Annotated in this window: 12 protein-coding genes and 1 pseudogene; 9 read left to right on the top strand and 4 right to left on the bottom strand. The window is 74.2% G+C overall.

Annotated features, from left to right (window positions below; all coding sequences use genetic code 11):
* Nucleotides 1-41: 41 nt before the first annotated feature.
* Entirely contained in the window at nucleotides 42-368 is a 327-nt protein-coding gene (locus tag GXW83_RS19445; RefSeq protein ID WP_182444298.1) for an STAS domain-containing protein, read from the bottom strand.
* A gap of 198 nt (nucleotides 369-566) precedes the next feature.
* Between GXW83_RS19445 and GXW83_RS19440 the strand changes: the two genes are divergently transcribed.
* A complete protein-coding gene (locus GXW83_RS19440; RefSeq protein WP_182444297.1) occupies nucleotides 567-1,574 on the top strand; it encodes a ketopantoate reductase family protein in 1,008 nt (335 codons plus the stop codon).
* On the opposite strand, the gene GXW83_RS19435 is transcribed toward GXW83_RS19440, so the two are convergent.
* On the bottom strand, nucleotides 1,558-2,148 hold the full coding sequence (locus tag GXW83_RS19435) for a DUF2087 domain-containing protein (protein ID WP_182444296.1): 591 nt from the start codon (nucleotides 2,146-2,148) through the stop codon (nucleotides 1,558-1,560). The two genes, GXW83_RS19440 and GXW83_RS19435, sit on opposite strands and share 17 nt — an antisense overlap.
* Before the next feature lie 172 nt (nucleotides 2,149-2,320).
* On the opposite strand from GXW83_RS19435, the gene GXW83_RS19430 reads away from it, so the two are divergent.
* Both GXW83_RS19430 and GXW83_RS19425 read left to right on the top strand, forming a co-directional pair.
* Nucleotides 2,321-2,794 carry a DUF3592 domain-containing protein gene (locus tag GXW83_RS19430; protein ID WP_182444295.1) on the top strand — a complete coding sequence of 158 codons (474 nt, stop codon included), beginning with the start codon at nucleotides 2,321-2,323 and terminating at the stop codon, nucleotides 2,792-2,794.
* 109 nt (nucleotides 2,795-2,903) lie between these two features.
* Nucleotides 2,904-4,010 (top strand): DUF2332 domain-containing protein, encoded by a 1,107-nt coding sequence (locus tag GXW83_RS19425; RefSeq protein ID WP_182444294.1) that lies wholly within the window; start codon nucleotides 2,904-2,906, stop codon nucleotides 4,008-4,010.
* A 23-nt stretch (nucleotides 4,011-4,033) separates the two neighbouring features.
* Here GXW83_RS19425 and GXW83_RS19420 read toward each other — a convergent pair whose 3' ends face one another.
* The gene (locus GXW83_RS19420; RefSeq protein ID WP_182444293.1) at nucleotides 4,034-5,644 is read right to left on the bottom strand and encodes an acyl-CoA synthetase; all 1,611 of its coding nucleotides are present in this window, start codon (nucleotides 5,642-5,644) and stop codon (nucleotides 4,034-4,036) included.
* A gap of 151 nt (nucleotides 5,645-5,795) precedes the next feature.
* Between GXW83_RS19420 and GXW83_RS19415 the strand changes: the two genes are divergently transcribed.
* From GXW83_RS19415 to GXW83_RS19395, 5 genes and pseudogenes are all read left to right on the top strand, one after another.
* On the top strand, nucleotides 5,796-6,605 hold the full coding sequence (locus GXW83_RS19415) for a crotonase/enoyl-CoA hydratase family protein (protein ID WP_182444292.1): 810 nt from the start codon (nucleotides 5,796-5,798) through the stop codon (nucleotides 6,603-6,605).
* A gap of 8 nt (nucleotides 6,606-6,613) precedes the next feature.
* A pseudogene (locus GXW83_RS19410) lies at nucleotides 6,614-7,689 on the top strand (Zn-ribbon domain-containing OB-fold protein).
* Nucleotides 7,686-8,765 carry a thiolase domain-containing protein gene (locus tag GXW83_RS19405; protein WP_225447108.1) on the top strand — a complete coding sequence of 360 codons (1,080 nt, stop codon included), beginning with the start codon at nucleotides 7,686-7,688 and terminating at the stop codon, nucleotides 8,763-8,765. The pseudogene GXW83_RS19410 and the gene GXW83_RS19405 overlap by 4 nt, the downstream one beginning before the upstream one ends.
* A complete protein-coding gene (locus GXW83_RS19400) occupies nucleotides 8,762-9,952 on the top strand; it encodes a thiolase domain-containing protein (protein WP_182444290.1) in 1,191 nt (396 codons plus the stop codon). The genes GXW83_RS19405 and GXW83_RS19400 overlap by 4 nt, the downstream gene beginning before the upstream one ends.
* A gap of 93 nt (nucleotides 9,953-10,045) precedes the next feature.
* A complete protein-coding gene (locus GXW83_RS19395) occupies nucleotides 10,046-10,330 on the top strand; it encodes a DUF397 domain-containing protein (protein WP_225447107.1) in 285 nt (94 codons plus the stop codon).
* Between the two features lie 319 nt (nucleotides 10,331-10,649).
* Here the strand turns inward: GXW83_RS19395 and GXW83_RS35375 are convergent, their stop codons facing one another.
* Nucleotides 10,650-10,724 (bottom strand): putative leader peptide, encoded by a 75-nt coding sequence (locus GXW83_RS35375; RefSeq protein WP_370466884.1) that lies wholly within the window; start codon nucleotides 10,722-10,724, stop codon nucleotides 10,650-10,652.
* Between the two features lie 133 nt (nucleotides 10,725-10,857).
* On the opposite strand from GXW83_RS35375, the gene GXW83_RS19390 reads away from it, so the two are divergent.
* Nucleotides 10,858-11,352 carry a hypothetical protein gene (locus tag GXW83_RS19390; RefSeq protein WP_182444289.1) on the top strand — a complete coding sequence of 165 codons (495 nt, stop codon included), beginning with the start codon at nucleotides 10,858-10,860 and terminating at the stop codon, nucleotides 11,350-11,352.
* Nucleotides 11,353-11,403 lie beyond the last annotated feature (51 nt).

The following is an 11,403-nucleotide window of genomic DNA, read 5'->3' as shown; positions in this document are numbered from 1 at the left end:
ACCGGCCGGTTCCGGGGCGTCCGGGCCGTCCTGCGCCCCGGTCAGTCCGGCGGGCAGAGCAGGCCGCCGAGCTTGGCGGCGTCCAGCACCCGTTGCAGGGGTAAGCGGATCTGGACGAGGTTCAGCAGGACGTGCTCGTCGGCCGCGCGCAGGGCGGCCGCCATGAGCGCGCTCAGCCCGCCGGTGTCGCAGAACTCGACCAGCGCCACGTCCACCTCGATGTGCTGGACCTGCGGATCGGCCAGAACGAGACTGACGGCGGTGTCCAGGTCCACTGCTGTGGCCTGGTCGAGTTCACCGGCGAGCAGGATCTGAGCGGTGCTTCGTCCGTCGAGGACGAGCACCGTCAGCCGTGAAAGACCGCTCACGAGGCCCCCTATCCCAACTATGCGGGGCATCAAGCTAGTTGAGCATGGCCCTGACGAACACAACTCCTTCATACTTCCCAGCAAAACGTGTTCGCACCGTTATGTCACCACCGTCGCAGATCTGCCCAGCCCGGTGGGCGACCGGTCGAACGGGGCGGCGGGCTTGGGCCGGGGCCGTCCGACTGGCAGGCTCAGGCCATGCGATACGTCATCATCGGCGCCGGGGCCGTCGGCGGAACCATCGGCGGACGGCTCTTCGAGAGCGGCCGGGAGACCGTGCTGGTTGCCCGGGGCGCGCACTACCGCGCCCTGCGCGACGGCGGCCTGCGGCTGACCACTCCCCAGGAGGGCACGCGCACCCTGTCCGTACCCGCCGTCGACGGACCGCAGGCGCTGCCGCTGCGGCCGGACGACGTGCTGGTCCTCGCGGTGAAGTCGCAGGACACGGCCGCCGTGCTGGCGGAGTGGGGCGCCCGCCCGGTCGAGGGCGGCGGCCTCGCGGCCGACCTGCTGCCCGTGGTCTGCGCCCAGAACGCGGTCGAGAACGAGCGGGTCGCGCTGCGGCTGTTCCGCCGGGTGTACGGCATGTGCGTCTGGCTGCCCGCGACCCACCTCGACCCCGGCGAGGTGGTCGCGCACTGCGCGCCGCTCAGCGGCATCCTGACCGTCGGCCGCTACCCCGGCGGCGTCGACCGCACCATCGAGCAGATCGCCGAGGACCTCTCCGCGAGCTGCTTCCACGCCCCCGCCGTGCCCGACGTGATGCGCTGGAAGTACGGCAAGCTGCTGAGCAACCTCGCCAACGCCGTTGAAGCGGTCGTCGGTCGGGAGGGCAGCGGGCAGCGGGACGTCCAGGAGCTGTGCCGGCGGGCCAGGGCCGAGGGCGAGGCGGTGCTGACCGCCGCGGGGATCGCCTTCAGCGACCCGGCCGAACGGGCCGAGGTGCTGGGGGACCGGATGCGCGTCCAGCCGATCGCGGGGGCGGAACGCCGGGGCGGCTCCACCTGGCAGAGCCTGGCGCGCGGCGCGCGGACCACCGAATCGGACTACCTCAACGGCGAGATCGCGCTGCTCGGGCGGCAGTCGGGGCTCGGGACGCCGGTCAACGACCTGTTGCAGCGGTTGGCCGTGGGCTTCGCCCGCGAGGGGCGCGCCCCCGGCAGCATGACCGCGCATGAGCTGCTGGCGCTCATGCCGCCGGAGTGACCGGCCCGCCGACCGTGGCGCTGCCGCTGGCCGTGTCGGCGCTGCTGCCCGTTCCGGTGCCGGGCCGGGCGGCGAGCCGGTAGCGGCGGCCGTCGGCGGAGCGCTCCAGCAGGCCGCCCTCGACCAGGTAGCGGCGCAGCGCCGGGAAGTCGTCCCAGTACTGCCGCAGGGCGATGTTGACCTCGGGCTCGGTGTAACCGGTGCCGGGCTCGAAGACCCGCTCGGCCAGGTGCTCCAGCAGGGCGCGCCGCAGCGCCGGGCGGACCGGCACGGCGGTCAGCCGGCCGTCCCGGAACAGCTGGGCGACCTCGTCCCCGGGCTGCCGGTCGGCGCTGCCCAGAGCCGTGGCGAAGGCATCCGGCCGGGCGGTGGCCCGGCCGTCCGGCCCGAGGTCGGCCAGCCCGGCCTGCGCCAGCCGCTGCACCTGCCGGACGGCCGCCGCGCCCTCGGCGCGCAGCTCGGCCGGGTCCAGGCCGTCCGGCCCGGCGAGGACCAGTCGGGAGAACAGCCGCAGCCGCTCCGGGTCGGCGAGAGCCGAGGCCAGCGGGGCGACGGCGGTGAGCCGGGGTGACATGGCGGTCCCTTTCGACGACGGCGCGACGCCGCCACGGTAGGCGTCCGGCGCGGGCCGCTGCAAGGGGATTCCGGGCGTCCGGGGCCGGGCGGGAACCACGGCCACCGGTGCGGCATCATTCAGTCCGGACGCCGCCCGCATCTGCCCGGGCGGCCGAGACACGGGGGATGTCATGAGTGACGGCATCGGCGCCATGGGCGCTGTCTTCAGCCTGGTCGGATTCCTGTTCGCGGTCCTCGGCGTGGTGATGGCCGTGACCCTGCTGCGCCGCGCGGTGGGGCGCGGCCGGGCGCTCAGCCACGGCCTCACCGCCGAGGCGCGCTGCCTGGAGGCGTATGTGACCCGCAGCTCCGACGGCTCCTCCAGGCGCCGGGTGATCCTCGGCTTCACCACGGTGGACGGGCAGCAGATCCGGATCGAGGAGACTCCGCGCGGCCCGATCGTCGCCGGTGACTTCGTCCAGGTGCGCTACCTGCCGGAGCGGCCGCAGCAGGCCGTCCAGGTCGGCGGCAGCGTGGCGGGCACGGCCGTGGGCACCGTGTTCGGCCTGGTCTTCTGCTCCTGCTTCGTGGCGGTCGGGCTGGCGGTCGGGCTGAGCGGGCTCGGCGTGGGCCTGTTCGCCTTCGGCCCCTTCGCCAACGGCTGACCGCTTCACCGGCCGCCGCGCCCGCCCCCGTGACCCAGCTCACGGGAATCCGGGGTGCGGCGGCGACGGGCACCGGGCATGATCATCAGCAGTCCGCCGAGGAGTGCCGATGACCGCCGAAGAATCCCGTGAACGCGCCGCAGCCATGGTCGAGTGGCAGGCCCGCGCCTGCGCGGACCTGGGCTCGCGGCTGTACGCGGACCTGCTGACCCGGGCCGCCGCCGACGTCCGTTCCGGAGGCCCGTGCGCCGAGGCCGTCGCCGGGTACGAGGACGCGCCCGGCCCCGACGCCATCGCGCTGCGCCTGGCCGGCGGGGTGCACGCGCTGGTCCTCAGCGGCCGGGCGCCCGAGCTGGCCGTCCACTACCCCAGCGCCGGGGGCCGCTACGACCCGAGCCGGGCCGACGCCTGCTGGTCGGCGTTCCGGGCGGCGGTGGCCGCCGAACTGCCGTGGGTCCGCGACTGGATGACCCGGCCGCCGCAGACCAACGAGGTCGGCCGGTCCAATCTGCTGCTGGCCGGGCTGCTGTACGCCTCCGGCCCGGAGCGGGCGCCGGTCCGGTTGTTCGAGCTCGGCTCCAGCGCCGGGCTGAACCTGCGCGCCGACCACTTCCGCTGCACCGCCGCCGACGGCTACGCCTGGGGCCCCGAGGACTCCCCGGTCGTGCTGGCCGACGCCTGGACGGACGGCGCGCCCGGCTGGCTGTCCACGGCCGCCGCCGACCTGCCCCGGCTGGACGTGGTCGAGCGGCGCGGCTGCGACCCGGCGCCGATCGACCCGCTGTCGGAGTCGGGGGCGCTGGCCCTGCGCGCCTACGTCTGGCCCGACCAGACCGCCCGGCACGCCCGCCTGGCCGGGGCGCTGGCACTCGCCGCCCGGATCCCGGCGCGGGTGGACCGGGTCGGCGCGGCCGACTTCCTGGCCGGGGTCCGGCTGGAGCCCGGCACCCTCACCGTGGTCTGGCACTCCATCATGCGGCAGTACGTCCCGGCGCAGGAGTGGGCCCGGGTGGAGGTCGAGATCGACCGGCTGGCCGCCGCGAGCACCCCGGACGCGGCGTTCGCGCACATCGCCTTCGAGCCGGAGCGGGTCGGCCCGCAGGGCTTCGGCTTCCGGCTCACGGTGCGCCGCGGCCCCGGCGGCGAGCGGGTGACGCTGGCCGACGCCCCTCCGCACGGACTCCCGGCCACCGCGGTCGCGCCCCCGCGCCCGTAGCCGCCGCCGCGCGGGCGCGGGGGTCAGCCGGAGCCGGCGACCTGCCGGGCCCAGCGCATGTCCGGCTTGCCGGTCGGCGTGCGCTGGACCTCCGCGACCAGGTGCAGCCGCCGCGGCACCTTGTACCCGGCGATCCGCTCCCGGCAGTGGTCCTGTATCTGCCGCAGGGTCAGGCCCTCGTGGCCCGCCCGCGGCTGCACCACGGCCACCACCGTCTCCCCCCAGCGCTCGTCGGCCGCGCCCACCACCACCGTGTCGTACACCCCCGGATGGGCCTTGATCGCCGACTCCACCTCCTCCGGGAAGACCTTCTCCCCGCCGGAGTTGATGCAGGACGAGCCCCGGCCCAACAGCGTGATCCGGCCGTCCGGCTCGCGCCGGGCCCAGTCACCGGGCACGGCGTAGCGCCGCCCGTCCGGACCTGTGCGGAACACCTCGGCGCTGCGGTCCGGATCGCCCAGGTAGCACAGCGGCACGTTGCCGCGCCGGGCCAGCCGGCCGACCACCCCGGGCGGCAGCGGACGGAGGTCCTCGTCCACCACGTCGGAGTCGCCGATCGCGGTGGTGGTCACCCCGCCGCCGTCGGTCCCGGCCCCGCCCTGGCTGATGCCGCCGGCACCGCCCTCGGAGGAGCCGATGGCGTCGCTGAGGTACAGGCCGGGAAAGCGCTCCAGGAAGCGCCGTTTGACCGGGGCCGAGAACAGCGCGGCGCTGCTCACCAGGCCCAGGAGCGAGCCCAGCCGGTAGTCGGCGCCGGGCTCGTCCAGGGCCTCGACCAGGGGGCGGCCCATGGCGTCGCCGGTGATCATCACGATGTTGACCTGCTCGGCGGCCACCAGCTCCCAGATCCGGCGGGAGTCGAAGCGGTCCAGCAGCACCGCCCGGTTGCCCTTGAACAGCTGCTGCATCAGGCCCCACTGGGTCGCCCCGTGCATCAGCGGGGCGATCGGGAAGAAGGTCAGCGGGTGGCCGTGGCCGGTGCCGGCGATCTCCTCCGGGGTGGCCATGCGGTGCCCGTTGGTGACGTCGATGCCGCCGCCGAGGGCGAAGAAGACGTCCTCCTGACGCCAGACCACCCCCTTGGGCAGCCCGGTGGTGCCGCCGGTGAACAGCAGGTAGTGGTCGTCGGGGGAGCGCGGCGCGAAGTCCCGCGCCGGGCTGCCGGAGGCCAACGCCTCTTCGTAGCGGGCGGCTGCCGGGCCGGCGGCGGCCTCGGAGCCGTCCTCCACCACGATCAGGTGCCGTAACCCGGGCAGGCCGGGCGCCACCTCGGCCACCCGTGCCGCCCAGTGCTGCTGGTAGATCAGCGCCACCGGCTCCGCCATGCCCAGCAGGTAGGCCAGTTCGTCGGTCACGTAGCGGTAGTTGACGTTGACACAGACCGCGCGCAGCTTGCACACCGCCAGCAGCGACTCCACCCACTCCGCGCAGTTCAGCGCGTACACCCCGACCCGGTCGCCCGGGCCGACCCCGGCCTGCGCGAGGTGGTGCGCCAACCGGTTGGCGCGCTCGTCCAGTTCGGCGAAGGTCCGTCGCTGCACGGCCGGGTCGTCGGCGCGGGCGCAGCTGACGGCCTCCCGCTCCGGAAAGAGGTCAACCGCATGCTCGAACAGGTCGGCCAGGTTGAATTCCATGGCCGGAGAGTAGGAGGGGGAACCGGAGAACTCCATAGTCCGGATCGCCGGAAATTGTTCGTGGAGTCGCCCTTGTAAACCCGTCCGCAAGACTGCAACCTGTTCTAGATCTGAGCCATGCATTCCCCTGGTCCGCAGAAGGGAACCCCGGATGGGCGGCACCGAACACCTCATCACCGAGCGGTACGGGGCGACGCTGGTCCTCACCCTCAATCGGCCAGAGGCAAAGAACGCGTTCTCGATTCCTATGCTGGTAGGGCTCCATGACGCCTGGCTCGAAGCCGATGCCGACGACTCGGTCCGCTCCCTTGTGCTCACCGGGGCGGGCGGTGCCTTCTGCGCCGGAATGGACCTGAAAGCCCTCGCCGGCGGCGGATTCACCGGCCCCGAGGCCGACCGCCACCGGGCCAGGCTCGCCGCCGACCCTGACCTGCACTGGAAGGCCATGCTGCGGCACCACCGGCCGCGCAAACCGGTGATCGCCGCCGTCGAGGGCGTCTGCGTCGCCGGGGGCACCGAGATGCTCCAGGGCACCGACATCCGGGTGGCCGCCGAGTCCGCCAGCTTCGGGCTGTTCGAGGTGCGCCGCGGACTGTTCCCGATCGGCGGCTCCACCGTGCGGCTGCCCCGGCAGATCCCGCGCACCCACGCCCTGGAGATGCTGCTCACCGGCCGCCGCTGCACCGCCGCCGAGGCCCGTGACATGGGGCTGGTCGGCAGCGTCGTCCCGGACGGCGGCGCGCTCAAGCGCGCCCTGGAACTCGCCGAGGCCGTCAACTCGGCCGCCCCGCTGGCCGTGGAGGCGGTGAAGCGCTCGGTGTACGAGTGCGCCGAGCTGGCCGAGAGCGAGGGGCTCGCCCGGGAGCTGGAGATCGGCTGGCCGGTCTTCGCCACCGAGGACGCCAAGGAGGGCCCGCGCGCGTTCGCCGAGCACCGGGCCCCCGTCTACCGCCGCCACTAGGAGGCCCCATGCCCGTGCTCAGCGCCCCGCTGATCGTCGAGTTCCCCTTCACCCGCTCCACCGGCCCGGTCATCGGGGCCTTCCTCACCGGGCTGCGCGAACGCGTCGTCCTCGGCGTGCGCGGCAGCGACGGCCGGGTGCTGTGCCCGCCCGCCGAGTACGACCCGGTCACCGCCGCCGAACTGGACCAGCTGGTCCGGCTCGCCGACACCGGCACCGTCACCGCCTGGGCCTGGAACGAGCGCCCGCGCCCGCAGTACCCGCTGCCCGCCCCGTTCGCCTGGGTCCTGGTCCGGCTCGACGGCGCCGACACCTCCCTGCTGCACGTGCTGGACGCGCCCCCGCCCGGCTCCGGCGACCCGGGGGCCGTCCGCACCGGCCTGCGGGTGGCCGTCCGCTGGGCCGAGCAGCGCACCGGAGCCGTCACCGACATCGCCTGCTTCGTCCCGGCCGAGGCCCCCGCCGCATCCGCCGCCGCCGGGCTTCCCGCCGCCGAGGCCCCCGCCGCCGGGCTTCCCACCGAGGAGGCGCAGCCGTGAGGACCGCCGCGGAGCTGCTCGCCGCCGCCGTACCCGCGCTCGCGGGCGTCGAGCCCGTCACCCGGGTCACCCTGCCCGCCCGGCTGGAGTACGTGCACACCCCCGGCGCGGCCCAGTCCCGCTTCCTGACCGCCCTGGCCGAACGGCGGCTGCTGGCCGAGCGCTGCCCCGGATGCACCCGGGTGTACATCCCGCCCAGAGGCGTCTGCCCCACCTGCGGCCGGGCCACCACCGACCAGCTGGAACTCCCGCACACCGGCACCGTCACCACCTTCTGCATCGTCAACATCGCCGCCCGCGGCCTGGATGTGGAGGTCCCCTACTGCTACGCCTACGTCCTGCTGGACGGCGCGCACGTGGGCCTGCACGCCCGGATCGGCGGGGTGCCGCACGACCGGGTCCATGTCGGCCAGCGGGTGCGGGCGGTATGGCGGGACGACCGGCAGCATGCCGGGACGCCCAATCCCAGCCTCGCCGCCATCAGCCATTTCGCGCCCACCGGCGAACCCGACGCCGACCCCGAGACCTACCGGAGGTGGATGTGACCGCCGACGCGCCCCCCGAGATCGCCGTCGTCGCCTTCGCCCAGACCGTCCACCGGCGCAGCACCGACCAGCTGTCCGAGGTCGAGCTGGTGCTCCCGGTGCTCCAGGAGGTACTCAAGCAGACCGGACTGACAACCGACCGGATCGGCTTCACCTGCTCCGGCAGCAGCGACTACCTCGCCGGGCGCGCCTTCTCCTTCACCATGGCCCTGGACGGCGTCGGCGCCTGGCCGCCGATCTCCGAATCGCATGTGGAGATGGACGGCGCCTGGGCCCTGTACGAGGCATGGGTCAAGCTCCGCACCGGGCAGGCCGAGACCGCCCTGGTCTACTCCTACGGCAAGTCCTCGCCCGGCAGCGTCCGCGACGTGCTCACCCGCCAGCTCGACCCGTACACCCTGGCGCCGCTGTGGCCCGACGCCGTCGCCCTGGCCGCCCTGCAGGCGCAGAGCCTGATCGACGCCGGCCTCACCGACGAACCGGCCCTGGCCGCGATCGCCGCCCGCAGCCGCCGCGCCGCCGAGGACAACCCGCACGCCCAACTGCGCGGCAGCGCCGACCCCGAGACGCTGCTCGGCCGCCGCTACGAGGTGCGGCCGCTGCGCCGCCACGACTGCCCGCCGGTCAGCGACGGCGCCGCCGCCGTGGTCCTGGCCGCCGGGGACGCCGCCCGGGCGCTGCACCCCCGGCCGGCCTGGATCCGGGGCATCGACCACCGGATCGAGGCGCACCAGCCCGGCAGCCGCGACCTCACCGACTCGCCCTCCACCCGGCTCGCGGCCGACCGCGCCGGGGCCTTCGACGCGCCGCTGGACGCCGCCGAACTGCACGCGCCGTTCACCGCGCAGGAGGTGGTGCTGCGCCGCGCGCTGGAGTTGGACGACGCGGCCCTGGTGAACCCCTCCGGCGGGGCGCTGGCCGCCAACCCGGTGATGGCGGCCGGGCTGATCCGCATCGGCGAGGCCGCCGCCCGGATCCACCGGGGCGACTCCCGCCGGGTGCTCGCCCACGCCACCTCCGGGCCCTGCCTGCAGCAGAACCTGGTGGCCGTCCTGGAAGCGGAGGAGGAGCGATGAGCCCCAGCCTCGCAGCGGGCCCCGCCCGGCGGCCGGTCGCAGTCGTCGGCGTCGGCCAGACCCGGCACGTCGCCGCCCGACAGGACGTCTCCATCGCCGGACTGGTCCGCGAGGCCGCGGTACGCGCCCTGGAGGACGCCGAGCTGACCTGGGCGGAGGTGGACGCGGTGGTCATCGGCAAGGCCCCGGACTTCTTCGAGGGGGTGATGATGCCCGAGCTGTACCTGGCGGAGGCGCTGGGCGCGGTCGGCAAGCCCATGCTGCGGGTGCACACCGCCGGCTCGGTGGGCGGCTCGACGGCGCTGGTCGCCGCCAACCTGGTGGCGGCCGGGGTCCACGGCACGGTGCTGACCGTCGCCTTCGAGAAGCAGTCGGAGTCCAACGCCATGTGGGGGCTGTCGCTGCCGGTACCGTTCCAGGCGCCGCTCACGGCCGGGGCGGGCGGCTTCTTCGCGCCCCATGTGCGCGCCTACATGCGCCGCACCGGGGCCCCCGACCACATCGGCTCCCTGGTCGCCTTCAAGGACCGCCGCAACGCGCTGCGGAACCCGTACGCGCACCTGCACGAGCACGGCCTGACGCTGGAGAAGGTGCGCTCCGCGCCCATGCTGTGGGATCCGATCCGCTACTCGGAGACCTGCCCCTCCTCCGACGGCGCCTGCGCCATGGTGCTGACCGGCGAGGCCGGTGCGGCCCGCGCGCCGCACCCCCCGGCCTGGGTGCACGGCGGCGCCATGCGCAGCGAGCCGACCATCTTCGCCGGAAAGGACTACGTCAGCCCGCAGGCCGGGAAGGACTGCGCCGCCGACGTCTACCGGCAGGCCGGGGTGGTGGACCCGCGCCGGCAGATCGACGTGGCCGAGGTGTACGTGCCGTTCTCCTGGTACGAGCCGATGTGGCTGGAGAACCTGGGCTTCGCCGCCGAGGGCGAGGGCTGGAAGCTGGTCGAGTCCGGCGTCACCGAGATGGACGGCGCGCTGCCGGTGAACCCCTCCGGCGGGGTGCTCTCCAGCAATCCGATCGGGGCCTCCGGCATGATCCGCTTCGCGGAGGCGGCCCTGCAGGTGCGCGGCCGGGCCGGGGAGCACCAGGTGCAGGGGGCGCGGCTGGCCCTGGGTCACGCCTACGGCGGCGGCGCGCAGTTCTTCTCGATGTGGCTGGTCGGAGCCGACCGGCCGTCCAGCTGAAGGGGACCAGTGCGACCGGATCGTGTGAAAGCACTCCTCCCGGCCCCATCCGGGACGTTACAGTCGGATCACAGGACGGGAGGAGCATCAGACGTGGCAAGTGACTCATTCTTCGGTGACAAGGCGGCAGGCGGGGTTCTCACCCAGCGCGGTCCGCACGACGAGGGGTTCGACGGCAAGAAGCCGAAGCTGGACCTCAGCGGGGCCGAGTGGCTGTCCAGCAGCCAGGGTGTGGGTGACGTGCAGATCGCCTTCGTTGAGGGCTACATCGCCATGCGGGACGGGCGCAGCCCGGACGGCCCGGCGCTGATCTTCACCCCGGCCGAGTGGCGCGCGTTCGTCCTCGGCGCGCGTGACGGCGAGTTCGACCTGACCTGACCCACCCGCACGCACCGCAGGGCCGTCACCCGACCGGTGGCGGCCCTGCGGCATGCCCTGGAGGCACTCGCGGGTCGGCGGCGGCCCGCTCGGCCGACTGCGGGCGGTGGCGCGCATGGTGGCGGGCGCCGCGTCGACCACCCCCACGGGGTCGACGCGGCGCCACCTGTGGCCCGCACCCCACACGCCCCCACGCGGCGGGGTGAACAGGCCCGCCCACGGGGCCGTCCAGCAATGGCCCCGCAGACGTGCTCTTGGGAAAAACAATAAAGGGGGAAGGATGCGCGCCGGAGCAGTACACGGCAACGCGCTGTGGATGTCAGCGACAGGCTGCGGACGCCACACGCAGGAGGTCGATGTGCCCCCTGTTGGTGAGCCGCGTTGATCTCTCCATGTCGCCGACCGTATTCGGAACGTGATGTGTGCGTCAACTCGGCGTCTCGCAGCATGGACACATCGGTCCGGGTACGAACGCCGCTCGGCGGGACCGGGAGGAGCGGGCCCGGGCAGCCACGTACGATGGGCGCATGGCCTTTCTCCGCCGCCGCTCCGGCACACCCACAGGTCCGGACTTCGACGTACTTGCGATGGACCCGGGCGACTGGCCCGGCGACTTCGGGGCGGCCCTGCTGGCCGACCCGGAGGACGGCAGCTGCCAGGGCATCTTCCTGCGCTACGACCTCCTCGGCGGGCGCGGCCCGTCCATGCTGATCGGCAATCTGCGGGCCGGCTCCCCGGCGCGCGAGCCCGAGGACGGCGTGCCGTTCGAGGTCCGCCAGCTGCTCGCCGCGATCGGCAACGACGAGCCCGTGGGAGTGGTGGACACCGAGGACTTCCCGGTCATGCTCGGGGACGACCTGCTGATCGTGAAGAAGGTCAAGCTGTCGGAGAGCCGGGTGGCCTGCGTCCAGTTCGGCAGCAGCGACGACATCCAGGTGACCGTCACCACCTGGGACCGGCCCATCACGGACGACCTGTACCAGCTGTTGAAGCCGCTGCCCGCGGACATGTTCCGCACCTGAGCAGCGCACCGGGGCCGGCCGCCCGGGGGGTCAACCCCCGGGCCGGGCCCG

Source organism: Streptacidiphilus sp. PB12-B1b (genome assembly GCF_014084125.1).
Taxonomy (GTDB): Bacteria; Actinomycetota; Actinomycetes; order Streptomycetales; family Streptomycetaceae; genus Streptacidiphilus.
Note: the sequence above shows the minus strand (reverse complement) of the source record. Positions and strands in the feature narration are given on the sequence as shown.